Origin of the sequence: Acinetobacter sp. S4400-12, assembly GCF_024129495.1 — a bacterium.
GTDB lineage: Bacteria > Pseudomonadota > Gammaproteobacteria > Pseudomonadales > Moraxellaceae > Acinetobacter > Acinetobacter lwoffii_C.
Genome location: NZ_JAMXYB010000010.1, coordinates 26,290 through 49,685 on the forward strand (window position 1 = coordinate 26,290; position 23,396 = coordinate 49,685).

The 23,396-nt window shown below is 43.1% G+C and carries 22 protein-coding genes and 1 tRNA gene; 20 read left to right on the top strand and 3 right to left on the bottom strand.

Annotated elements, in window-relative coordinates:
* Positions 1-133 precede the first annotated feature (133 nt).
* Positions 134-1,300: a methionine adenosyltransferase gene (metK, locus tag NI461_RS06390; RefSeq protein ID WP_151203167.1), complete on the bottom strand. Its 1,167-nt coding sequence runs from the start codon at positions 1,298-1,300 to the stop codon at positions 134-136.
* 462 nt (positions 1,301-1,762) lie between these two features.
* Between metK and NI461_RS06395 the strand changes: the two genes are divergently transcribed.
* The 5 genes from NI461_RS06395 (at position 1,763) to NI461_RS06415 (ending at position 7,088) form a co-directional block, all read left to right on the top strand.
* Positions 1,763-2,146 (top strand): pilin, encoded by a 384-nt coding sequence (locus NI461_RS06395; RefSeq protein WP_174659773.1) that lies wholly within the window; start codon positions 1,763-1,765, stop codon positions 2,144-2,146.
* Between the two features lie 162 nt (positions 2,147-2,308).
* Positions 2,309-3,277: an IS30 family transposase gene (locus NI461_RS06400; protein ID WP_253156838.1), complete on the top strand. Its 969-nt coding sequence runs from the start codon at positions 2,309-2,311 to the stop codon at positions 3,275-3,277.
* Positions 3,278-3,711: 434 nt separating this feature from the next.
* Complete coding sequence (tkt, locus tag NI461_RS06405; RefSeq protein WP_174659775.1) at positions 3,712-5,700, top strand: transketolase; 1,989 nt, start codon at positions 3,712-3,714, stop codon at positions 5,698-5,700.
* Between the two features lie 244 nt (positions 5,701-5,944).
* Positions 5,945-6,367 carry an N-acetyltransferase gene (locus NI461_RS06410; protein ID WP_174660576.1) on the top strand — a complete coding sequence of 141 codons (423 nt, stop codon included), beginning with the start codon at positions 5,945-5,947 and terminating at the stop codon, positions 6,365-6,367.
* A gap of 127 nt (positions 6,368-6,494) precedes the next feature.
* Positions 6,495-7,088: a YceI family protein gene (locus tag NI461_RS06415; protein WP_151203164.1), complete on the top strand. Its 594-nt coding sequence runs from the start codon at positions 6,495-6,497 to the stop codon at positions 7,086-7,088.
* Between the two features lie 240 nt (positions 7,089-7,328).
* Here the strand turns inward: NI461_RS06415 and NI461_RS14275 are convergent, their stop codons facing one another.
* Both NI461_RS14275 and NI461_RS06420 read right to left on the bottom strand, forming a co-directional pair.
* The gene (locus NI461_RS14275) at positions 7,329-7,592 is read right to left on the bottom strand and encodes a LysE family transporter (RefSeq protein WP_174659776.1); all 264 of its coding nucleotides are present in this window, start codon (positions 7,590-7,592) and stop codon (positions 7,329-7,331) included.
* A 187-nt stretch (positions 7,593-7,779) separates the two neighbouring features.
* The gene (locus NI461_RS06420; RefSeq protein ID WP_174659777.1) at positions 7,780-8,514 is read right to left on the bottom strand and encodes a glutamine amidotransferase; all 735 of its coding nucleotides are present in this window, start codon (positions 8,512-8,514) and stop codon (positions 7,780-7,782) included.
* A gap of 223 nt (positions 8,515-8,737) precedes the next feature.
* Between NI461_RS06420 and yfcF the strand changes: the two genes are divergently transcribed.
* The 15 genes from yfcF to NI461_RS06495 all read left to right on the top strand — a co-directional run bounded on the left by yfcF (position 8,738) and on the right by NI461_RS06495 (position 23,309).
* Positions 8,738-9,376: a glutathione transferase gene (yfcF, locus tag NI461_RS06425; protein ID WP_174659778.1), complete on the top strand. Its 639-nt coding sequence runs from the start codon at positions 8,738-8,740 to the stop codon at positions 9,374-9,376.
* A gap of 262 nt (positions 9,377-9,638) precedes the next feature.
* Positions 9,639-10,574 (top strand): cation diffusion facilitator family transporter, encoded by a 936-nt coding sequence (locus tag NI461_RS06430; RefSeq protein ID WP_174659779.1) that lies wholly within the window; start codon positions 9,639-9,641, stop codon positions 10,572-10,574.
* A gap of 190 nt (positions 10,575-10,764) precedes the next feature.
* Positions 10,765-12,186, top strand: coding sequence for a cysteine--tRNA ligase (gene cysS, locus NI461_RS06435; RefSeq protein WP_151207748.1), 1,422 nt, complete (start codon positions 10,765-10,767; stop codon positions 12,184-12,186).
* Positions 12,187-12,251: 65 nt separating this feature from the next.
* Positions 12,252-12,327, top strand: a tRNA-Gly gene (locus NI461_RS06440).
* Between the two features lie 252 nt (positions 12,328-12,579).
* Positions 12,580-13,572 (top strand): KpsF/GutQ family sugar-phosphate isomerase, encoded by a 993-nt coding sequence (locus NI461_RS06445; protein ID WP_151207750.1) that lies wholly within the window; start codon positions 12,580-12,582, stop codon positions 13,570-13,572.
* A gap of 3 nt (positions 13,573-13,575) precedes the next feature.
* Complete coding sequence (locus NI461_RS06450) at positions 13,576-14,115, top strand: HAD family hydrolase (protein WP_174659780.1); 540 nt, start codon at positions 13,576-13,578, stop codon at positions 14,113-14,115.
* A gap of 33 nt (positions 14,116-14,148) precedes the next feature.
* A complete protein-coding gene (gene lptC, locus NI461_RS06455) occupies positions 14,149-14,697 on the top strand; it encodes an LPS export ABC transporter periplasmic protein LptC (RefSeq protein WP_174659781.1) in 549 nt (182 codons plus the stop codon).
* Positions 14,681-15,247: a lipopolysaccharide transport periplasmic protein LptA gene (gene lptA, locus NI461_RS06460; protein ID WP_174659782.1), complete on the top strand. Its 567-nt coding sequence runs from the start codon at positions 14,681-14,683 to the stop codon at positions 15,245-15,247. The genes lptC and lptA overlap by 17 nt, the downstream gene beginning before the upstream one ends.
* Positions 15,247-15,990: an LPS export ABC transporter ATP-binding protein gene (gene lptB, locus NI461_RS06465; protein WP_174659783.1), complete on the top strand. Its 744-nt coding sequence runs from the start codon at positions 15,247-15,249 to the stop codon at positions 15,988-15,990. The genes lptA and lptB overlap by 1 nt, the downstream gene beginning before the upstream one ends.
* A 207-nt stretch (positions 15,991-16,197) precedes the next feature.
* Positions 16,198-17,667, top strand: coding sequence for a TolC family outer membrane protein (locus NI461_RS06470; protein WP_228723980.1), 1,470 nt, complete (start codon positions 16,198-16,200; stop codon positions 17,665-17,667).
* Positions 17,664-19,802, top strand: coding sequence for a type I secretion system permease/ATPase (locus NI461_RS06475; protein ID WP_174659785.1), 2,139 nt, complete (start codon positions 17,664-17,666; stop codon positions 19,800-19,802). The genes NI461_RS06470 and NI461_RS06475 overlap by 4 nt, the downstream gene beginning before the upstream one ends.
* Positions 19,799-20,986 (top strand): HlyD family efflux transporter periplasmic adaptor subunit, encoded by a 1,188-nt coding sequence (locus tag NI461_RS06480; RefSeq protein WP_174659786.1) that lies wholly within the window; start codon positions 19,799-19,801, stop codon positions 20,984-20,986. Before NI461_RS06475 ends, NI461_RS06480 begins: the two co-directional genes overlap by 4 nt.
* A gap of 103 nt (positions 20,987-21,089) precedes the next feature.
* The gene (locus NI461_RS06485) at positions 21,090-21,689 is read left to right on the top strand and encodes a YigZ family protein (RefSeq protein WP_151207761.1); all 600 of its coding nucleotides are present in this window, start codon (positions 21,090-21,092) and stop codon (positions 21,687-21,689) included.
* A complete protein-coding gene (locus NI461_RS06490) occupies positions 21,682-22,299 on the top strand; it encodes a DapH/DapD/GlmU-related protein (RefSeq protein ID WP_174659787.1) in 618 nt (205 codons plus the stop codon). Before NI461_RS06485 ends, NI461_RS06490 begins: the two co-directional genes overlap by 8 nt.
* 167 nt (positions 22,300-22,466) lie before the next feature.
* Positions 22,467-23,309 (top strand): universal stress protein, encoded by an 843-nt coding sequence (locus NI461_RS06495; protein ID WP_151203149.1) that lies wholly within the window; start codon positions 22,467-22,469, stop codon positions 23,307-23,309.
* The last annotated feature ends 87 nt before the right edge of the window (positions 23,310-23,396 follow it).

Genomic DNA, 23,396 nt, shown 5'->3' on the forward strand with positions numbered 1-23,396 from the left:
AAGCAGAAGAAAAATAGGCACAATAGGTTGAATGATGACGTATAGGAGGGTGCTACATCTACCCACTCTGTATGAAATATAAAATCTGCAATAAAAAAGCCCGTAATTATACGGGCTTTTCGGGTCTGGAGAATTAAAGACCGGCAGAGGCTTTCAATGCTTCGACCTTGTCGGTTTTTTCCCAGGTAAATGCAGTATCAGAACCTTCACGGCCAAAGTGACCATAAGCAGCGGTCTGTTTATACATCGGCTGAATCAGGTTTAACATATGAGTAATGCCATATGGGCGTAAGTCAAAGTGCTCACGTACCAGCGCAATGATCAATTCTTCTGACACTTTAGCAGTGTTAAAGGTATTGATAGAAATCGAAGTTGGCTCCGCAACACCAATTGCATAAGACACCTGAATTTCACATTTATCTGCAAGACCGGCAGCTACAATATTTTTAGCAACATAACGGCCGGCATAAGCTGCAGAACGGTCAACTTTGGATGGATCTTTACCCGAGAAAGCACCACCACCATGACGCGCCATACCACCATAAGTATCTACAATGATTTTACGGCCAGTTAAACCGCAGTCACCCACCGGACCACCGATTACAAACATGCCGGTCGGGTTGATATGGAACTTGGTATCCGCATGGAACATATCGGCTGGAATGATTTTTTTTACGATTTCTTCAATTACAGCTTCTTTTAAGTTTGATTGTGTAATTTCTGGATCGTGCTGGGTAGACAGTACCACTGCATCCAGACGCACAGGTACGCCATTTTCATAGGCAAAAGTCACCTGGCTTTTAGCATCCGGGCGTAACCATGGCAGCGCACCACTACGACGCAATTCTGCCTGTTTTTCCATTAGACGATGTGCGTAAGAAATTGGCGCTGGCATTAACACATCAGTTTCACGGCTGGCATAACCAAACATGAGACCCTGGTCGCCGGCACCTTGATCTTCCGGTTTCTGGCGGTCTACACCCTGAGCAATTTCAGGAGACTGTTTACCAATCATGTTAATGACTGCACACGTTGAGCCATCAAAACCCAGATCAGAGTGGTGATAACCAATACCGTTTACGGTATGGCGTACAACTGCTTCAAAATCGATATTGGCAGTTGTTGTGATTTCACCAGCAAGTATCACCGCACCCGTTTTTACAAGCGTTTCACAAGCAACCCGTGCATATGGGTCTTCTTTTAAGATTGCATCCAAAATAGCATCACTGATTTGGTCAGCCATTTTATCTGGATGGCCTTCGCTTACAGATTCCGAAGTAAATACAGCGTACTCGCGCATAGTCCTATCACAGTTAATTTTAAAGACCCGGTATGTTACATCGACTTGCGTTTTAGAACTAGCATAAGACGACAAAATTGTCTAAAAATGTTTCAAATTATTGTGTTTTTATTTGATTATTGGAATTAAAAAAACTGATATGGCTGTTTGATTTGCTCTCCTTCAGCAATCCAGTATAGAAAATACTGACTCTATTCAGCAGAATAATAAAATTAACTGGTGATATTTTTGAATAAATTTTAGAAACAGGCAGTCCAGAAAAATAATCACCTTCATACCGGATAAATACTAAGAAAGTGATTGTTATATTAATAAAAAATCAGCGCCTTCATCATGTTCGATAAGCTGTCTTGTGGCAGGGTTAGTTTATTCTGCATATTAGCTCCAATTCTTCACTAGTCGCCAGTCGGGGTAACCAACTTTTTATATGACTTGTTTAGGACGCTATGGGGAGAGCAAGAGATGTACCAAAAGGCTTTTAGTTTGATTGAAATGATGATGGTGCTCACGATGGTTGCTATTCTGACCACTGTAGCCGTGATGAGCTATCAGGGCTATATTGTTCGGGCCCAGTTGGCCGAAGTATTTCAGTTGTCAGGTGCTTATCGAACCCAGTTTATTGCCTCAAATGAGCATTGTGATGCGGGGCGCCAGATTGGAAATGGAAGCCGGTATATTGAAAAAGTTGTGATTAATGCTGCTTGCCGGATTGAATTTCAATTACGTCAGGATGGAATCAATGCCGCCATTCGCGGAAAGTCGATTGCTTTTGAGGTCTATAGTGGCAACTGCTTTTCCAGCAATATCAGTCAACGCTATTTACCTAAAGATTGTATTGGGCAATAAATATCTGGCTTGGGCCAAAGTTCACTTTAGCGATATTTACGTCAAGACTTGGCAGCCTAAAACTTGAAGTGCGACATAAACTACCTAATTAATTTTAAAGGGTTTATGGAGTATATAAAATTGTCATACCATCATCTTAACTTTGAAGATCGTACTGCATTAATGCTTGAGTCAAGAAAAGAAGGCTTTTCACCCAGAAAATTTGCTGAACTCATTAAAAGACATCCTAGTACGATCTATCGTGAGCTTAAAAGAAATAGCATCAATGACGTTTATCAAGCTCAATGTGCTTCTAATAATTCATTCACTAGACGTAGGCGTGGTCACAGAAAACTCAAAATCGATTCAATCCTCTGGAAATTTATTGTTGAAGCGATCCGTTGTTTATGGTCTCCTCAGCAAATATCAAAGCGTTTAAAGAAATTTTCTGATTTGGATCAAACAATGAATGTTAGCTATACAACGATTTATTCAACTATTCGAGCATTACCAAAGGGTGAGTTGAAAAAAGACTTATTATCCTGCCTTCGTCATGAAAATAAAAAGCGAAAAGCTAACGGTGAACCTAAAAAAGATTCTATATTACAGGATATTAAAACTATTCATGAGCGCCCAGCCGAAGTTCAAGAAAGAAAAATACCGGGTCATTGGGAAGCCGATTTAATTAAAGGTAAAGACAATAAAAGTGCGATAGCAACACTTATTGAACGAAATACACGGCTCTGTGTCTTGGCAACATTACCTGATGCAAAGGCGGAATCAGTCCGCAAGGCTTTAACTGAAGCTCTCAAATATTTACCTGCAGAACTGCGTAAAACGTTGACCTATGACCGTGGACGTGAGATGTCAGAACATAAAATACTCGAAGAGGATTTAGGCATAGATGTATATTTCTGTGACCCGCATTCACCATGGCAAAAAGGCACATGCGAAAATATGAATGGTTTAATTAGGCAATATTTACCTAAAGGGATTGATTTGAATCAGGCAGATCAGCATTATTTAAATCAAGTTGCCATGTCACTGAATACTCGTCCTAGAAAAGCATTAGATTGGCTTACACCATTAGAGAAATTTGCTCAGCTTGTTGATTATCATAAGGCTTTTGAAACTGTCGCACCTCATGTTTGAATTCGCCCTTATATATGGAGGTACTGAATTATAAAAACTAGATAAGGGGTGTTTAAAATCTACCTTAGATTGACATTTTAAATCTAAAAAATAGCACAAAAACAGCACATGCCTTACTCTGGTTAAAATCAGATATTTTGCTGAACAAAAAGATCATTTTTTCTTAAAAGCTCTTTCTAGGCGACAGATTTAAAATATATGGAAGTGATTTGAAAACTTTATTTTTGAACGGTTGTCAGGATTTGATGGTCTGGAATGAAAGGCTTTTCTCTAAAAAGTGCAGAATATTCACCCGATAAAAAAATACAAGATCAATAAATTGATAAATATTGTAGGGGAGTCTTTACCCCTCGCTGTTTTTTTAAGACAATAGAACACAGTTTTGAAAGTCTTTTCATCATTTCCTATTTCTGAATTATTTTGGACTCTGATTTATGACAACCCCGCTTAATGAACGTCGTATTGCAAACGCAATTCGTGTATTGGCAATGGATGCTGTGCAAAAAGCAAACTCAGGACATCCAGGTGCTCCAATGGGGATGGCAGACATCGCTGATGTGGTCTGGCGCGAATTCCTGAACCATAACCCAGCTAACCCGAATTGGGCTAACCGTGACCGTTTTGTATTGTCGAATGGTCATGGTTCTATGCTTCAATACGCACTTCTTCATTTAACGGGCTATGATCTTTCAATTGAAGATCTGAAAGCATTCCGTCAGCTTCATTCGAAAACTCCGGGTCACCCTGAGCTGGGCTATGCGCCCGGGATTGAAACGACCACCGGTCCATTGGGTCAAGGTATTGCCAATGCTGTTGGTTTTGCGCTGGCAGAAAAAACCTTAGCAGCACAATTCAACAAAGACGACATCAAGGTTGTCGATCACTACACTTACTGCTTCCTGGGCGATGGCTGCTTAATGGAAGGCGTTTCACATGAAGTCTGTTCATTGGCAGGTACTTTGGGTCTGGGTAAGCTAATTGCTTACTACGATGACAATGGCATCTCGATTGATGGCGAAGTAGAAGGCTGGTTCTCTGACGATACAGAACAGCGCTTCCTGGCTTATGGCTGGCAAGTACTAAAAGTTGATGGTCACGATGCAGATGCGATCCGTCAGGCAACTGTTGAAGCAAAAGCAGAAGCGAACAAACCAACCATTATTATCTGTAAAACCGTGATTGGTTTGGGTTCACCAAACAAACAGGGTAAAGAAGACAGTCATGGTGCACCACTCGGTCATGACGAAATCGTGTTGACTCGTGAAGCGCTAGGCTGGACTGACGAAGCATTTGTGATTCCTGAAGATGTGTATGCAGCTTGGGATGCGAAAGCCAAAGGTGCTGAATCAGAAGCAGCCTGGAATGAAACTTTTGCCGCTTATGCAGCAAAATACCCAACTGAAGCCGCTGAACTTAAACGTCGTTTATCTGGTGAACTACCAGCCGACTTCGTCGCTAAAGCAGATGCATATATTGCAGAAGTGAATGCCAAAGCTGAAACCATTGCAACACGTAAAGCCAGTCAAAATACCCTGCAAGCGCTGGTCCCTTCTTTACCGGAGGTTCTGGGTGGTTCTGCTGACCTTGCAGGCTCTAACCTGACTTTATGGAAGGGCGCACAAGGCGTACAGGACAATCCGGCAGGTAACTACGTACACTATGGCGTACGTGAGTTCGGTATGACTGCAATTGCCAATGGTGTAGCACTACACGGTGGTTTCATTCCGTATGTAGCAACATTCCTGATGTTTATGGAATATGCACGTAATGCGGTGCGTATGTCTGCTCTGATGAAACAGCGTGTGATCCATGTCTATACGCATGACTCAATCGGTCTGGGTGAGGATGGTCCTACGCATCAGCCAATCGAGCAAATTGCATCTTTACGTGGTACACCAAACCTGAATACATGGCGTCCATGTGACACAGTTGAAGCAGCGATTTCCTGGAAATCTGCTTTGATGCGTGCTGAAGGTCCGACGGCGTTGATCTTCTCTCGTCAAAACCTGCCATTCCAGAACCGTACAGATGCTCAAATTGCTGACGTGGCAAAAGGCGGTTATGTACTGGCTGAAGAAAAAGGCGAGTTAAAAGCGATCATCATTGCAACAGGTTCTGAAGTAAGCCTGGCGATGGAAGCTTATGCTCAGCTAGAAGGTGTGCGTGTCGTCTCTATGCCATGTGCAGAAGAATTCATGAAGCAGGAAGCGGCTTATCGCGAAGCAGTCTTGCCGACCCATATCCGTGCACGTATTGCAGTTGAAGCGGCGCATGTAGATTACTGGTGGAAATTTGTAGGTCTTGATGGTCGCGTAATTGGCATGACCACATATGGTGAATCTGCACCTGCAAAAGATTTATTCCAGTACTTTGGTATCACCACTGAAGCTGTGGTTGCGGCGGTAAAAGAAATCACTGCTTAATCTTTAAATAGGCTGTAGAAAAACGCTCCGGATTCGGGGCGTTTTTTGTTGATAAACAAAAATATAGTTCAAGTTGTTTTATAGAGGTGTTGATTCAAATCCTCAGAGATCGTCATCAATATTATTTTAAAAGAACGGTGTTTATTATGGTATAAACTTAAACACTAAGAATATTCCATTATTTTTTAATAATATAGAAACCTACAGGGCTGTTTTAAGCGTGGCAGAAATTACTATTAAAGACATGATGAAAATTCCACAACAAGAATGGCTTGTATTGTGGAAAGGCTATCAAAAGTTTTATCAAACCGAAATATCAGAAGAGGTGAGTTCTAATACTTGGTCAAAACTGACCAGCCCTGAACAGGACAATATGTACGGTTTTGCTGCACTCATTGATCAAAAGGTCGTAGGGGTGGTGCATGTGGTTGAGCATGAAAGTAGCTGGACCATGCGGCCTTATGCTTATGTGCAGGATCTATTTACTCATCCGGATTATCGGGGACAGGGTGTGGCGCGCAAACTGATTGAGCATGTATATCAGGTGGCACAGCAGCGTAATTGTGATCGGGTCTATTGGCTAACGCAGGAAAGTAATCGTCAGGCACAAGTCCTGTATGACAAAGTGGCCAAAAAAACCGGATTTATCCAATATCGTATGGCCTAAATGCCTAGCTTTACATGAGAATTTACAATTTCATTGTTTCATGGTTGCAACAAAACGTTTTATCTTTAGGGATGTAATCATTTTAATAGTCTATAAACTGAAGCTTATTCAGATGAGAGATAACCACATGAATTTGAAAACATTAACTTTAGGGTTAGCTGTTGCATCCGTTGCAACTTTTAGTTTTGCAAAACCATTGACTTATACGATTGACCCGACACATACAGCGACAGTATTTAGCTGGAGCCATTTTGGTTTCTCTACACCATCAGCCAATTTCTCTGATATTCAGGGTAAGATCGTGGTTGATAATGCGAAGCCAGAAAAGTCATCGGTCAATGTTACCATTCCAGTGTCGAGTATTAATACCAACGTAAAAGCACTGGATGAGCATATACTGAAGGCTGATTTCTTTGATGCGGCTAAATACCCAAACATTACATTTAAAAGTACCAAAGTAGAAACGAAGGATAAAAAGAACTTCAAGATTACCGGTGATTTAACCATTAAGGGAATTACCAAGCCAGTGGTACTGGATGCAGTATTGAATAAACAGGCTGAACACCCAATGGCTAAAGTGCCTGCAATTGGTTTTAATGCGACGACTTCTTTTGATCGTTCAGCATTTGGTGTAGGGGCTTATACACCTAATGTAGGTGATAAAGTGACGGTGCAGATTACTACCGAAGCAAGCATTCCTGCTCAGCCAGCCAAAAAATAAGTTTGTAGCCATAAACTTATCAAAAAGCACTCTTCTGGAGTGCTTTTTTTGTTGCTGAATCAGGCAGCTGTAGTTAATAAAAACTCTTCCTTTCTATCAATCTATTGAACAGATTTTTGATCATAAAGATTCATTTTTAGTATCGAAAAAATAATGGCTACAGTTATAAACCAGAATAAGCTCTCTACAAAGACCTGAACCAAAAGAGAAGATTGTTCGGCTAAGCTGCTGGAGGGCGAATTACCCAAGAAAAATACTGTTGAAGTCAATCAGGGCTTTGGGGGTGCCATATTGGTGTAAAAGCCTTGAAGTCACAGTTTGAAGTATGAAAGTTGATGGTTGGAGATTGCCCCCTTGCTTTCTGGTCTGATACAGGAAGAGAAGCTTTAAACTTGACCTCAACATCAGACTGCCCAGATAAAACAGATAGAATCCGCCAAAGATTATTAAAACCTGTTGTAACCAGATAATTTTATGAAATAGAAAATGGGCCACTGAGCGCACAGACTGACACCCAGAATACCAGTAAAATACCTAAGGCTGCACATAAAGCCTGTTGGCTGGACTACCGGATGGCACTTGATGTCACAGAGAAAACTTTGGCCCGGGACTGATCAGGGCGAAAAATGAATCATAGCAATCCCAAATCATGCGCCCATAAAATTTCTACAGGTAAGAGTCAAGTTTAGGTCTAAAATGCCGCTGGCTTGGAGGTCATATTTAATTGCGCCAAAAATTTGCTTAATACAGTCTGTGAAGTTGCCTCAAGTGTAGGAGCAAACTGTAGACTGGCAGTTCGTAATTCAGGAATATTAATCTTTGCCTGACGCAATTCAGAGCTATGGCCAATCAGCCATTTTTCCAGACTGTCACTGGCCACTTCAGCATGAAATTGTAGCGCCAGGATATTTGAACCCACACGAAAGGCTTGATTTGGGTAATGTTTGGAGCTAGCCAGCAATATTGCCTGTTCAGGTAAATCAAAGCTGTCACCATACCAGTGCAGTACATTAATATTTTTTAAATCTTCTAAGGGATTGTTTTCAATACAGGAAAGACTCAGTTGAGACCAGCCGATTTCTTTATACGGTCCTGCATAGACTCGAGCACCGAGTGCATGAGCAATCAATTGAGCACCTAGACAGATACCTAAAGTAGGGAGATTCTTTTTCAAACGAACTTTAAGTAAGTCTATTTCCTGATGTAAGAAAGGATAGTCTTCTGTGTCATAAACCCCAATCGGGCCACCTAAAATAACAGTCAGACCTGAGTGCTCATACGCTTGACGCAAGTCATCTACACCGGCTTCAAAATAGCGTACCCGTAGTCCCAATTGATAAAAGACATCCTCCCAGGCACCTAAATCCTCAAAAGCCAGATGTTGAATTGCATATACAGTATCGGGTAAATGGTCCAAGTTCAGCATAATGGTGAGATTAAAAAAGGAAATATTGATTTAACGTCATTTTGCGTAAAAATAGAAGTCTTTTTAACTCAAAGGCTGGGTGTGCTAGAAAGAGCTTCTGTGCTCAAGCTAGCCTGATATTAAACATGAAAACAGCTTAGTATCATGGTGCCGCCGTATTTTCCTTTTTAGCCGGAAAAGCGGTAGAGTAACGATAATAGAGAAAAAGAGTTCCAGAAGAAAAATGCCAAACATCTGCCTTTATATTGATAAAAAACGTATCAGCCCTTATGCCATGTCAGTGTATGTGGCTTTGACAGAAAAAGGACTTCATTTTCAGGAAAAAGTGATTGATCTGGATCAGCAGGAACAACACTCTCTGGCTTATCGCAGAATTTGTCCAACTGGCAAAATTCCCTGTTTGGTGGTTAACGATTTCCATTTATTTGAATCCTGGGCCATTACGGAGTATGTGGAAAATAACTTTCCATTCCCGGAGTATCCCGCACTTTATCCTGATGAAACTAAAGCCAGAGCAAAGTGCCGCGCAGTTCAGGCCTTGGTAAAAACTGACTTTATCTCAATCCGGCAGGCAATGCCTTCAGATTCAATTTTTGTGCCACCTCAAGTACCTGCCATTTTTTCAGCCGAGGCCATGCAGGATATTCAGCGTTTATTGGCAGTCACAGACACTGTATTAGGAGAGGAGCTTTGGTTAACTGAACACTGGTCCATTGCCGACTTTGATCTGGCCTTTATGCTACACCGCTTACTTAGTCATCAGATTGAACTGCCTGAAAAAATTCAGGCGTATATCCAACGTAATTTCCAGCGTAGTTCGGTTCAGTCCTGGATTCAGGAAAATGCAAAGTTAGGTGCCTAAGCTATTTTTTATTGAGGCTGGGTTATGCAGATAGCTATGGCTGTTATAGGCAGACTATAAAAATTGGGTGGAGATTTAAGTGACCGAGGATAGACATTCCTGATAGGAGTTTTATCCCAATTATGTGATCTGTGTATTTTTAGATGAACCAGACTATACAAAAAAGAGTTTAAATATCAGTAGTTCCAACGTAGTATTGAAAATAAGCAGCGAAAAAACAGCTTAAAATCAAAGGTAATATTAAAAATAGAAGGAGCATTGTATGGGAGGCTCACATCAACATGATCACAGTCATGTAGAAGTCAGTGCTAAAAATGCTAAAAAACTGTCCTTGGCATTGCTTCTGACCACGACCTTTTTAATTGTAGAGGTCATAGCAGGTTTCATGACCCAAAGTCTGGCATTGCTCTCTGATGCTGCCCATATGTTTACTGATGCAGCCGCACTGGCCATTGCACTGGCGGCGATTAAAATTGGCCAAAAACCGGCAGATGATAAACGTACATTTGGTTATCAGCGATTTGAAATTCTGGCTGCTCTGTTTAATGCGCTCATGCTTTTTGTGGTGGCGCTTTATATCCTGTTTGAAGCCTATCAGCGTTTTAGTCATCCTCCTGAAATTCAAAGTGTGTGCATGTTGGCCGTTGCGGTACTTGGTCTGATCATCAATCTGATTTCAATGAGGATTCTGGTTTCTAGTAGTCAGGAAAGCTTAAATGTTAAAGGGGCTTATCTGGAAGTGCTAAGTGATGCGATAGGCTCAGTCGGCGTCATTATCGGGGCCATCATGATCTATTTTAGCGGATGGATGTGGATTGATACGCTGATTGCCGTCCTGATTGGTTTTTGGGTGATGCCACGCACCTGGGTTTTGCTGAAACAAAGTATCAATATCCTGCTGGAAGGTGTGCCAGATGAAATTGATATTGAAAAGCTGCGTAATGACCTGTTGTCACTGGAGGGCGTGAAAGAGATTCACCAGTTAAAAGTCTGGGCTATTACTTCTAAGAAAGTCATGTTAACGGTTCATCTGGTTGCGCCAGAGGTTGATTATAAAAAACTGCATCAGCAAGCATTTGAGATGTTGAAGCATGCGCATCATATTACCGAAATGACCCTACAAATTGAAGATGAGCATTGTCTACTAGAACAGCATCAACATGAGTCATATGAAGGGCAGGAAAACCATTCACATTGATCAGTGGATGGTTATTGCAAAGCCATTATTTTATTCATTTTCATTTGGCAACTAGAAAGACGGGGTTGAGGCTCTAATTTCGTGTAGAAATTGTTTTCAATGAAGCTATAAAAATGATTCTTAAAACTTTATGAAAAATAATGCTTAGGTTAAGATGAGTGATCATTTGTAAACGTACTTTAGAAGACCTATGCAACCATTTGTTCTATATAACTCAGAGCAACGTAAAAAAGTTGAATTTGTTCCACGCAAAGCAGGGCATATCGACATGTATGTGTGTGGTATGACAGTTTATGATTACTGTCATATTGGACATGCTCGGGTCATGGTTGCATTCGACTATATTATTCGTTTCCTGCGTAGTCAGGGCTGGAACGTAAAATATGTACGTAACATCACCGATATTGATGACAAGATTATTAAGCGTGCTAATGAAAATGGCGAAAGCATCACGGCACTGACAGATCGCTTTATTCAAGCCATGAATGAAGATGCAGCCAACTTGGGGTGCTTGGAGCCAGATGAGGCGCCTCGTGCTACGGAATACATCGACCAGATGCAAAGCATGATTGGCAATCTGGTTGAAAAGGGAACCGCCTATCCGGCAGCAAATGGTGATGTATATTTTCAGGTAGAAAAGTTTGAAAAATATGGCCGTCTTTCGGGGCGTAAACTGGACGACATGCAGGCAGGTGCTTCGGAACGTGTAGATGTCGAAGTTGAAAAAAAACATCCTTTTGACTTTGTGCTCTGGAAACATGCCAAGGAGAATGAGCCGGCTTGGGCTTCTCCATGGGGCAATGGCCGTCCGGGCTGGCATATTGAATGCTCTGCCATGTCGACCTGCTGCCTGGGTAACCACTTTGATATTCATGGCGGTGGTTCGGACCTGATGTTTCCGCATCATGAAAATGAAATTGCGCAATCAGAAGCCTCTACAGGTGAACAGTATGTGAATTACTGGATGCATGTGGGCTTTATCAATGTCGATGGCGAAAAAATGTCGAAGTCGCTGGGTAACTTCTTTACCATTCGTGATGTCATGGAAAAGTTTCATCCGGAAGTGATTCGCTATTTCATTGTGTCTTCACACTACCGCAGTCCGGTGAACTTCTCTGATGTGGCACTGAAGGAAGCTAAAACTGCGTTGTCACGTTTCTATCATTCATTTAAGGCGTATCAGGCTGTTTATGGTGACAAGCGAGTAGACAACTTGGATGAAACCCTAGTGGAGCGCTTCAATGCCGCTATGCGTGATGACTTTAATACGGCAGAGGCAATTGCAGTCCTGTTTGAAATCAATAAAGAGCTGAATCGCGCGGTTAAAGAGGACAAGGCTGAACAGGCTGCTATTCTGTATGCTACTTTAAGCCACCTAACCAATATTCTGGGTCTGGTACAGCACAATGTCGATGAGTTTTTAAAATCTGATATTGGGCAGGATGCTTTGGGTCTAACTGAAGAACAGATCGAAGATCTGATTCAGCAGCGCCAAGACGCCAAAAAAGACAAAAACTTTGCCCGTGCTGATGAAATTCGTCAGTCCTTACTGGACCAAGGAGTGGTTTTGGAAGATACCCGTCAAGGAACAGTATGGCGTCGTGCTGATTAATTCGACACTTGATCGCATGGAGAGTTGACAGTTGTAAGAAACTCTCTATAATTCATTTCCATATTGCGGGAATAGCTCAGTTGGTAGAGCACAACCTTGCCAAGGTTGGGGTCGCGAGTTCGAGTCTCGTTTCCCGCTCCAAAATTTTAAAAACCCTGATCGAAAAATTGGGGTTTTTTATTGCTTGCTAAAAAACTATAAAAAACCGATCAGGAAAAGAGAACTGTATAGCTCTAGATTCGGGGCGAATGAAGAATTTAAAGGCATTCTGTTTAAGTTTTATTAAAAGCACACTATTTTCAAAACTGCGATTCGCATAGATATGATAAAATTGCGAAAATTATTCGTATCTCACGAAAGTTTTTCTCTGTCCTTAGTGTAGGTAAACAGGCTTTGAATCAAGAAAAAACAGCGAACTTATTCGATTTCCAGAAGGTTGCACTTGAAACATTACGCATTGAAGAAAATGCGTTACAGATTTTAGCTACGCAGATTGATGGCCGTTTTAGTCGGGCATGTGAAATTATCCTGCGATGCAAAGGGCGTCTGGTCATCACCGGGATGGGGAAATCTGGTCATATTGGCCGTAAAATGGCAGCCACCTTTGCTTCCACAGGTACGCCGTCTTTTTTCATGCATCCAGGTGAAGCGGGGCATGGTGACTTAGGAATGCTGGTCGAAGGAGATGTGCTGATTGCCATTTCTAATTCAGGCAAAAGTGATGAAATCATGATGCTGATGCCTTTGATCAAGCACCTTGGTGTACCTTTAATTACCATTAGTGGTGATGATCGCGGCCCGATGCCACAAAATGCTGATGTTGCCCTGACTTTGGGCGATATTCAGGAAGCTTGTCCACTGGGCCTGGCACCGACATCTTCAACGACTGCCACCTTGGCGCTGGGGGATGCTTTGGCAGTGGCCTTGCTGGATGCTCGCGGGTTCACCTCAGATGACTTTGCACGATCACATCCTGCAGGTGCGCTTGGTAAGCGCTTGCTGCTGCATGTAAAGCATTTGATGCATACGGGGGAAGATTTGCCGAAGGTCGCACCTGATACCCCGATGAATAAAGTGCTTTATGAAATTTCTGATAAGCGTTTAGGTTTGACCACAATTGTGGATGAGCAGGAGCGTTTGCTCGGAATTTTTACCGATGGTGACTTGCGCCGCCTGATTGATAAACAGCAAGGTTTTGATGTTAATCTTCTGGTGCAGGACGTGATGATTCAAAATCCATGGACGATTTCTCAGGAAGCACGTGCAGTCGAAGCCTTGGAACGTATGAACGAGCGTAAAATAAACCAATTTGTAGTGGTGGATGAGACCAATAAGGTGATTGGTGTGATCAGTATGCATGACCTGATTCAGGCTGGGGTAAATTAATCGATGGCATCTTATGTATTACTAGAGCAGGCACGTCATATTAAAGCATTGGTGCTAGATGTAGATGGTATTTTAAGCGATGGTTTTGTCACGTTGACCAATACAGGCGATGAAATCAAATCTTTTGATATTCGCGATGGCTTGGGGGTGAAACTGGTTCAGCAGGCTGGTATCAAAGTGATTATCATCACTGGACGTAAAAGTAATATCGTTGAAAAGCGTATGTCAGATCTGGGAGTCGATCTGGTCTATCAGGGTCGTGAAGACAAAGGTCTGGCTTTGAGTGAGGCTTGTACACAACTGGAGATTGCGGTAGAAGATTGCCTGTATATGGGGGATGACTGGCCAGACCTGTCTGCATTTGCCATTGCTGGTATGAAGGTGACAGTACCGAATGGTCATGTGGAAGTTCGCCGTCGTGCCGATCTGGTGACTCAGGCCATGGGCGGGCGCGGCGCAGTGCGTGAAATTTGCGATATGCTGCTGACCTCTAAAGGCGTATACCAAGAGTTACTTGAAAAATATATGCGTGCACCTTATTAATAATTCATACGATTTGGATTAAGTACACCGCTTATGGATACTAGATTTTTATACCTTACGGCTGTCATTATTGCCGCAATAAGTGGTGGTTATTACTATTACAGTGGAAAAGGCAACAAGCTGCAGACAGATTCTGCCCGCAGCATGACTTATTCTGCCAAGGATATTAACTTAACCCAAACTGATGAAAATGGCATGCTGTCAGTTCGTGCACAAGTCGATGAGCTTGAACAAAACCTACAGCAACGAAGTTCGTATCTGAAAAATCTGCTAGCTTCCACCTATAAAGATGGCAAAGTAGAGGCCACTTTTATTGCCAAGCTGGGAAATGGTTATGATGACAATACAAAAGTGGTACTTTCGGATGGCGTGATCGCGACCAAGTTCCTGGACAATGGAAGAATCCGCTTTCGTACGGATGAGCTGACAGGTTTTCCGAAAACACGTGAAATTGAAACCGACAAAACCGTTCTGGTGGATTCTCCCCAGGCCGAGTTTGTGAGTCAGGGGCTTAAAGCCGATCTTAATGATGGTCAATACGAGTTCTTTAATATTCGAGGAAAGTATGAACCAAATTCGTAGAGTTAAAATGATGAGCACTTTCCTGAAGCGCATGGCGCTCGTGACGATAGCCGGATGCTGTTCAGTGACGGCTTTCGCTTTGCCATCTGACCGTAATCAGGCAATTACCCTGCTGGCAGACCGTGCAACCTTTAATGAGCGTACAGGGGTAACCACTTACTCCGGGAATGTCATTATCGAGCAGGGCACTATGAAGTTGCAGGCCAACTCAATTGTGGCCAATCTGAACAGTAAAAAGCAGATCAGTGTTATTACTGCAACAGGTAGTCCGGCTCGGTTCCAGCAAAAAATAGACGCGGCGAAAGGTCTGGCGAAAGGACAAGCACAAAAAATTGTTTATAATGCTGAAACCGGTATTATTACCCTGTCAGGCAATGCTTACCTGCAGCAGGATGGTGCCAGCATTCGCGGTAATATCCTTAAATACAGTATGAATAAAGGGGATATTGAGGCCATCGGTACACCGAACAAAACCGGTTCATCTTCAGGTCGTGTAGAGATTGTGATTCCGCCATCCGCGAGTCAGTCCTTCCCGGGAGCACGTGATTAATGGAGCAAGTGCAGCAGGTTCAGACTTTATGCATCAAACATCTGGCAAAAAACTATAGCAAACGCTGGGTAGTTAAAGATGTTTCTTTCAGCATGGAAAGTGGTCAGATTGTAGGGCTTTTGGGTCCTAATGGTGCCGGAAAAACCACCAGTTTCTATATGGTAGTCGGACTGGTGCGCATGGATAAAGGTGAAATTCATCTAGATAATCTGGATTTATCTGATCTGGCCATGCATGAACGTGCCCGTAAAGGCATTGGCTATTTGCCACAGGAAGCCTCTATTTTCAGAAAGTTGACTATCGCTGAAAATATTATGGCAATTCTGGAAACCCGTAAGGATTTGAATAAGGAGCAACGTCAGCAGCGCCTCAAGGAATTGCTGGCAGATTTTAAAATTACTCATATCAAAGATTCATTAGGGATGAGTGTTTCCGGTGGAGAACGCCGTCGTGCTGAAATCGCACGGGCATTGGCTGCTGATCCGAAATTTATGCTCTTGGATGAACCTTTTGCAGGGGTCGATCCAATCTCGGTTGGTGATATTAAAGACATTATCATGACCTTGAAAGAACGTGGAATCGGGGTGCTGATCACCGATCATAACGTACGTGAAACTCTGGCGATCTGTGAGCATGCTTATATTGTCAGTGAGGGTGCTGTCATTGCAGAGGGTACGCCGAATGAAATTCTGGCCAATGAAACGGTGAGAAAAGTTTATTTGGGTGATGATTTTACTGTTTAAGTCCGTTACTATTTTCTTTAAAATTCCCTCATTATCAGCTTAGAATGATGAGGGAATTTTTTTAAGCATTTATTTGAAAGAACACAGTCTTTTTAAACAAACTTTGTTATAGTCTTTGCAAAATGTAAAATATAAGAAATCATGTTATTTCGGGTAAAACACAGCGTTAAAAATCAGAGGAAAGTTTACGTGAAAAGTGGAATATTTATGTTTTTCCTTTTTCCTCTGCAAATCTCTCTCGTTCATGCAGAAACCAGCTATTTTTCAAATATAAAAAATAGTTTTGGAAAACTGATTGCTCCTGAGCCTACCTCTTCTGCCTATAAGGTGGAGATGTCTAGTTTAAGTCAATACTCTATGGATACCTCCCGAGTCGCAGAGCTGCCTCAGGTGATACGCCCGCAGCCAGGACAGGGTGTAGTCAATCCAATGGCTGTAGCTTTGCCCCGAAAAATGGGTTTAATTGATGCAGTGCATACAGCGGTACAAAGGCGTCCTGAAATTTCACAAAGTGTTTCTCAATTATCTGCGCAGGCTGCCAGTATTGATGTAGCGAAAGCCGCCTATTATCCCCAGATATCCGGGGGGCTAGGGACAGGTGATTTCACTACCGGAGAGCGTGGGCGGCAGGTCATTTCTTTAAATGCTACTCAAGTTGTATATGATTTTGGCAAAATTAAAACCAATGTCAGTGTCGAAGAAGCCAGACTGACAGAAGAACAGGCACGTGTACTGATCAGTCTGGATCAGATTGCTCTGGAAGTTGCGGATGCCATTATTAATATCAAGCGCTATCAGGAAATTACCAAGATTGCCCAGCAACAGATTGAGGGCATTGGGCGGATCGCAGAAATTGCGAATTTACGTGCCCAAGCCGGAATCAGCAGTCAGGCTGACCCTATCCAGGCCCAATCCAATCTTGAAGCAGCAGAGTCGAATCTACTGATTCAGCAAACCCAGTTAAGACAGTACCAGCAGCGCTTGCGCAATCTGCTGGGATTTGATGTTTCTCATATTGAATGGGTCATTCCAGAGAAGATTGTGCAGCAAGCCCATCTGTATCAAGATCCTGATTTTACCCGGATTCCCAATATGATTTTGGCCAATGCCGGTGTGGAAGTGGCACGCTTACAGAAAAATCAGGCACGCTTAAGCAGCTATCCGACCTTTAACTTGAAAGGTAGTGTAAGCCAGGCCGTGAATGGGCGAAACCCGAATAATAATGAAGATGACGGTTTCTACAATTCTATTATGCTGGAAGCCAGCAGTAACTTTTATCAAGGTGGAGCGATGCGTTCTCAGGCTCGTGCAGCCAGTTTTGCCGAAGAAGCAGCGCGTGCTCAGGTCAATACCGTTTATTTGGATGTGCAGGATCAAATCCGTCTTATCCGTGAACAGATAGAGAACAAGCAAAAGCAGATGGATGTTTTGGCTAAACGCCGCTCGACCACTGCCCGGACCAAAGAGCTTTATCAAGAACAATATAAATTAGGTACGCGTACCGTGGTGGATCTGTTGAATGCCGAGCAGGCGATTCATAGTGCGGCTCAAGAGATTGAGGCAGCGCGTTATGATATTTATGCTGCGATTGTGCAATATATTCAGGTCACTGGTCGTACGCGCGATCTTTATGCGCTTAATGATATTTCAATTCAAGGATTTGAAGTTCAGCCATGAGTACTATAATAAATTATCAACCGTGGCTCCAAGCGGTTTTGAATATTGCAAAACATTATCGAATTGAGCCTTCTGAAGAGCGGATCCGTTTACAGCTAGATTGGAGTCAGCATCAGGATGCCGATGAGATACTGAAAATCGTCAGCCGCCAGATTGGTTTAAATGTCCGTAAAAATAACTTTGACAGTGGTTTGCTAAACCCGTGGCGTTTACCTTTGCTGGTTGAATTTCAGAATGGTGATGTGGGTGTCATTGAGCGGATTGATACGGCAGGAAATGTCAGTGTTCAACTGAGTGGAGATCAAGGTCTTTCTCAGGTATTTAAAGTCGAGCAGCTGAATGAAGGGGTAAAACATCTTTATATTTTACGTCCCGAATCATCCGTACCTGATGCCCGTGTTGATGAATATATCAAGCCCTTTGAAAAAAACTGGTTCTGGTCCATTGTTCTGAATGACTGGAAGCGTTATATCGATGTTATGTTTGCCTCATTGATTGCCAATATTCTGGCACTGGCAACCATCGTATTTTCAATGAATGTCTATGACCGGGTAATTCCATCCCAGTCTGTTCCTACTTTATGGGTGCTGGCAAGTGGGGTACTCATTGCGGCGATTTTTGAGTTTATCTTGCGTGTCTCCCGGATTTATCTGTCCGATATTATTGGGAAACGCGCAGACCTGAAAATCTCTGACCGGGTATTTGGACATTCGCTCCGAATTAAAAATAGTGAGCGCTCCAAATCTACCGGTACTTTTATTTCACAGATTCGAGAACTGGAAGGGGTACGTGAACTGGTCACCTCAACCACTGTGACCGCAATTGCAGATCTTCCATTCTTCTTCCTGTTTCTGGGGATTTTCTGGATCATTGGCGGTAACCTGTTCTGGGTGATGCTGCTGGTTGTACCCTTAATGATTTTGCCGGGTATTCTGGCACAGAAAAAACTGGCAGAGCTGGCTCAGCTGGGGATGCGTGAATCCTCCATCCGTAATGCCTTGCTGGTAGAGGCCGTACAAGGCATTGAAGATGTCAAGCTATTACGTGCAGAAGCCCGTTTCCAGAATCAGTGGAATCATATGAACGAAGTTTCTGCTGATGTCAGCATGCAGCAACGTAAAATTGTCGGCTTGATGACCGCATGGACTCAAAAAATTCAGGGTTTAACCTTTGCAATTGTAGTGCTGGTGGGGTGCTTTGCGGTTATGGAAGGCGAAATGACAACCGGTGCACTGGTGGCCTGTTCAATTCTGTCTTCACGTATGCTTGCACCGATTTCACAACTAACAGGTGTTTTGGGGCGTTTACAGCAGGCGAAAGCTGCAAAAGCCGGGCTGGATGAGTTGATGAAAAAGCCGGTAGACCAGCCTGATTATGCTCACCTGATTCATCGTCCGGTTTTAAGTGGCCATTATGAGCTGAATAATGTGGTATTTAAATACACCGAAGATGATACAAAACCGAGTTTAATGATTCAAAAACTGGAAATTAAACCGGGAGAAAAAATTGCGATTCTTGGTCGAAACGGTGCTGGAAAATCAACCCTGTTACAGTTGCTATCGGGAATGCAGGTGCCTATACAAGGTACAGTTAAACTCGATGGACTCGATTTAAACCTGATTGATCCGGCAGATGTGCGTCGGGATATGGGCTTGCTTAATCAGCACTCACAACTGTTCTATGGCTCTATTCGTGAAAACCTGACGCTTGGTGCACCATTGGCAACCGATCAGCAGCTTATCGAAGCCCTTCAGATTACTGGTGCTCTGGGATTTGTGCAGGAGAAAAAGGAAGGGCTGGATCATATTATTCTGGAAGGTGGTGTAGGCTTTTCAGGTGGCCAGCGTCAGGCGCTGATGCTGGCGCGATTATTGATCCGTCAGCCCAATATTGTATTAATGGATGAACCGACTGCGGCTCTGGATGAGGTGTCGGAAAAACAGCTTATTGATCATTTAAAAACTTACCTGACTCACCGGACCATGATTGTAGCCACGCATCGCCGCGCTGTTCTGGAGTTGGTGGACCGGATTATTGTGGTCAATGAAGGCAAGATTGTGATGGATGGACCACGTGACCAGATTTTGAATCAGTCACCAACTGGAACAAAACGGGCAGCTGGAGCAAGTACATGAGCGAACAAGCAGAATTAAAACGTTCAACCAAAGCCAGCTTTCAGGAGCCTCCTTTACCCAAGTCTAGTATCATTATCTGGATTATCGGTATTGGGCTGTTAATTCTATTGACATGGGCTTGGCTGTTTAAGCTGGAAGAAGTATCGACCGGTACCGGTAAAGTGATTCCATCTTCCAAAGAACAGGTCATTCAGTCTCTGGAAGGGGGAATTCTCACCAAGTTAAATGTCAAGGAAGGTGAAATTGTCGAGCAGGGGCAGGTGCTGGCCCAACTGGACCCTACACGGTTTGAATCGAATGTCGGTGAGTCGGAGTCCTTACTCGTCGCATCACGTGCCACGTCCGCGCGTTTACGTGCAGAAGTCAGTGGTCTAGCTTTAGAGTTTCCAGAAGAGGTATTGAAATATCCAAAACTGGTCGCAGAAGAAACAGCACTGTATCAGTCACGTCGTGCCAATCTGGAAGACTCACTGGCTGGGCTTAAGCAGGCGTTGGTGCTGGTACGACAAGAACTGGAAATGACAGAACCTCTGGTGGCCAAAGGCGCTGCCAGTGAAGTAGAAGTTTTGCGCTTAAAACGCGAAGCCAATGACTTGCAGAATCAGATGAATGACATTCGTAACCAGTATTTTGTACAGGCGCGGGAAGAGTTGTCTAAGGCCAATACCGATGTACAAACCCAGCAGCAGATTGTACGTGGCAAATCAGATACCTTAAGCCGGACTGTATTCAAGTCACCAGTACGCGGTGTGGTTAAAGAAATTGATGTTATGACTTTGGGCGGCGTGATTCCGCAAAATGGCAAGCTGATGACCATTGTCCCGCTGGATGAAAAACTCTTGGTAGAAGCGCGTATTTCACCTCGTGATATTGCCTTCATCCGCCCGGATCAGGAAGCACTGGTCAAGATTACCGCTTATGACTATTCCATTTATGGTGGCCTAAAAGGTAAAGTGACGGTGATTTCACCGGATACTCTGCGTGATGAAGTCAAACAGGATCAGTTCTATTACCGGGTATATATCCGCACAGATAGTGACAAGCTGAGTAATAAGACCGGACAGGAATTTAATATTACGCCGGGGATGGTGGCTACAGTGGATATCCGTACGGGTGAAAAAACCATCTTGGATTATCTGATCAAGCCGTTTAATAAAGCCAAGGAAGCCTTGCGTGAACGCTAAGCTGGGTATGAGCTGAATAAAAAAGCCTCTTTATCAAGAGGCTTTTTTATTTCATTGTGCAAAGCGGGTATACTTTAAGCCTGAGTGTTAACAGCCTGAATTTATGCCATTTACCATTGCCAGTCTAGTGACTTTTGAAGAAGAAATTAAAAAAAGCCGCTTTCAGGCTTTTGCAACTCCTGTAGAAAATGAGCAGGAAGTGAAGGATTTTTTGGAAACTTACCGTGACCCGACCACCACGCATCAATGCTGGGCCTGGAAAATCGGCCATCAGGTGCGTTTTAATGATGATGGTGAGCCTTCAGGGACCGCAGGTCGGCCCATACTGGCGACCATTGAAGGCAATGAGCTGACCAATATACTGGTTCTGGTTAATCGCTGGTATGGTGGAATCAAGTTGGGAACTGGTGGACTGGTGCGGGCTTATGGTGGCTGTGCCGGACAATGCTTGCTGTTGGCAGAAAAAATTGAACTAATCGAAAAGAAAAAAGCCAGTTTCTTTTGCCAGTTTAATGAATGGGCTATTTTTCAATATGAATTGAATCATCAAGGTATTGATTACCAAGAAGAATATATAGCCGAAGGTGTGCAGGTCAGTGCCTTGTTTCAGGCGCATCAGATCGAAGCTTTTGCCTTAAAACTTCAGGATGTGACCCGTGGCCGTGAACAACTGAAGATCATAGAAGAAGACACAGATGACTGAGATAAATCCGCTGCTCAAATACCGTGAACAGCATAAGCATCGTCTAAATTATATGCCTTGGTTGTATTACTCCCTAAAGCCTAAACATCGGGGCTGGGCAGAGGAGTGGCAGCAGGAATATCAGGCCTATCTCATGGAGATGGAAACAGTCGAGATAGGCAAAAACTGTTTTATTTCTCCGCTGGCACATATTTTTGCCGAACCGGGCCGCAAGATCAGTATTGGGGATAATACTTTTATTGCCGCAGATTGTACCTTGCATGGTCCACTAGAGATTGGCAATGAAGTAGCAATAAATCATCATTGTATTCTGGATGGGGGGCGGGTCGGTATCAAATTACATGATCAGGTGCGTCTAGCTGCGTATTGTCACCTTTATGCTTTTGATCATGGAATGGCGCTAGAGCAGCCGATTTATCAGCAACCGGTTCGTTCCCAAGGAATTGAAATTGGTCGGGATGTGTGGTTAGGCGCTCATGTGGGTATCAAGGATGGGGTAAAGATTGCAGATCAGGCCATTATAGGTATGAATAGCATGGTGACCAAAGATGTTGCAGCGCGTGCTATCATGGCAGGTAATCCGGCCAAATTGATCCGCTATCGCGATTAAGGGAGATTCGCTAGCACCCTGCCTAGAATCAATCTAGTACTTAGTTTAATCAAATAAAAATTAACATATTTCAATTTAAGCCATACAGATTTTGCTGCACATTGTTAAGAACATATGCTAAGTTAAAAATAACTAAGAAAATTTTATTATAATGAGAGGGGCTAAACATGAAACGTGTCATTGCCTGCATAGATTCCTCACCCTGTACCAATGCCTTGGCCGATGCTGCCGCCTGGATTGCCAGAAAGACCGGACGTGAGCTGGTGCTGTTACAGGTCGTGGACTATTATCCGGCCAGTTATCATCTGGGGGAAATCAGTGGGGTCATTGGCTTTGAAAGTAATGCGATGTTGCTTAAAGAACTGGCGGAGCTAGAACAAAAACAAAGTGAGATTGCACTTAACTATAGTAATAATTTACTTCAGCATATCTCTGACCGTATTTTTAAGGAATATAGCATTCCGACTACGCATATTCAGGAAAAAGGGGATTTTCTGGAACAGAGCTTTCAGATTTTACGACCTGATGATATTGCCGTAATCGGATTAATTGGAGAACGTTCTGCCGAAAAAAATAAACCCGTTGGCACCAACGTGGAAAACTTTATCCGTGGCGCCAATTGTACGGTCATGACGGTAGGAGAGCAATTCAAGCCACCTACACGTTTTATCTTTGCTTATGAATACTCTCCAACCTGCCTTAAAATGATGAAACGGGTTGCAGAAAGTGATTTGTTACGTCAGCTAGAGTGCCATTTATTATATATTGGGGATCATGTGGAGGTTCTGAATGAACCTCTGCAATATTTAACGCAGGCTGGACTCGAAGTGATTCCGAAATACCGTTATGGAGAGGTGGCTGAAAATATTTTGTCCTATCAGCAGGAGCAGGGCATCCAGCTGATTGTACTGGGCGCATTTAGTCATAGCAAAATTCATCAGTTTTTCCTGGGAAGTATTGCCACCACAATTTTCCGTAATTCAAAAGTGCCTTTACTGGTCGTCAAGTAAGCAAGAGGGTAAACATAAGACAGAATTTAATCACCAGATTATTTGTTACAGATTGATTTAAAAATAACCAGAGTTATCCTCATAAAT

Excerpts from the sequence above, each read along its gene's own strand:
- NI461_RS06430 (WP_174659779.1), top strand. The coding sequence starts at position 9,639 with ATGGGAGGCTCACATCAACATGATCACAGTCATGTAGAAGTCAGTGCT.
- NI461_RS06490 (WP_174659787.1), top strand. The coding sequence starts at position 21,682 with ATGACTGAGATAAATCCGCTGCTCAAATACCGTGAACAGCATAAGCAT.
- metK (WP_151203167.1), bottom strand. The coding sequence starts at position 1,300 with ATGCGCGAGTACGCTGTATTTACTTCGGAATCTGTAAGCGAAGGCCAT.
- lptA (WP_174659782.1), top strand. The coding sequence starts at position 14,681 with ATGAACCAAATTCGTAGAGTTAAAATGATGAGCACTTTCCTGAAGCGC.
- NI461_RS06410 (WP_174660576.1), top strand. The coding sequence starts at position 5,945 with ATGATGAAAATTCCACAACAAGAATGGCTTGTATTGTGGAAAGGCTAT.
- NI461_RS06475 (WP_174659785.1), top strand. The coding sequence starts at position 17,664 with ATGAGTACTATAATAAATTATCAACCGTGGCTCCAAGCGGTTTTGAAT.
- NI461_RS06450 (WP_174659780.1), top strand. The coding sequence starts at position 13,576 with ATGGCATCTTATGTATTACTAGAGCAGGCACGTCATATTAAAGCATTG.
- NI461_RS06480 (WP_174659786.1), top strand. The coding sequence starts at position 19,799 with ATGAGCGAACAAGCAGAATTAAAACGTTCAACCAAAGCCAGCTTTCAG.
- NI461_RS06485 (WP_151207761.1), top strand. The coding sequence starts at position 21,090 with ATGCCATTTACCATTGCCAGTCTAGTGACTTTTGAAGAAGAAATTAAA.
- tkt (WP_174659775.1), top strand. The coding sequence starts at position 3,712 with ATGACAACCCCGCTTAATGAACGTCGTATTGCAAACGCAATTCGTGTA.
- NI461_RS06395 (WP_174659773.1), top strand. The coding sequence starts at position 1,763 with ATGTACCAAAAGGCTTTTAGTTTGATTGAAATGATGATGGTGCTCACG.
- NI461_RS06495 (WP_151203149.1), top strand. The coding sequence starts at position 22,467 with ATGAAACGTGTCATTGCCTGCATAGATTCCTCACCCTGTACCAATGCC.
- yfcF (WP_174659778.1), top strand. The coding sequence starts at position 8,738 with ATGCCAAACATCTGCCTTTATATTGATAAAAAACGTATCAGCCCTTAT.
- lptC (WP_174659781.1), top strand. The coding sequence starts at position 14,149 with ATGGATACTAGATTTTTATACCTTACGGCTGTCATTATTGCCGCAATA.
- lptB (WP_174659783.1), top strand. The coding sequence starts at position 15,247 with ATGGAGCAAGTGCAGCAGGTTCAGACTTTATGCATCAAACATCTGGCA.
- NI461_RS06415 (WP_151203164.1), top strand. The coding sequence starts at position 6,495 with ATGAATTTGAAAACATTAACTTTAGGGTTAGCTGTTGCATCCGTTGCA.
- NI461_RS06420 (WP_174659777.1), bottom strand. The coding sequence starts at position 8,514 with ATGCTGAACTTGGACCATTTACCCGATACTGTATATGCAATTCAACAT.
- NI461_RS06470 (WP_228723980.1), top strand. The coding sequence starts at position 16,198 with ATGTTTTTCCTTTTTCCTCTGCAAATCTCTCTCGTTCATGCAGAAACC.
- cysS (WP_151207748.1), top strand. The coding sequence starts at position 10,765 with ATGCAACCATTTGTTCTATATAACTCAGAGCAACGTAAAAAAGTTGAA.
- NI461_RS06400 (WP_253156838.1), top strand. The coding sequence starts at position 2,309 with ATGCTTGAGTCAAGAAAAGAAGGCTTTTCACCCAGAAAATTTGCTGAA.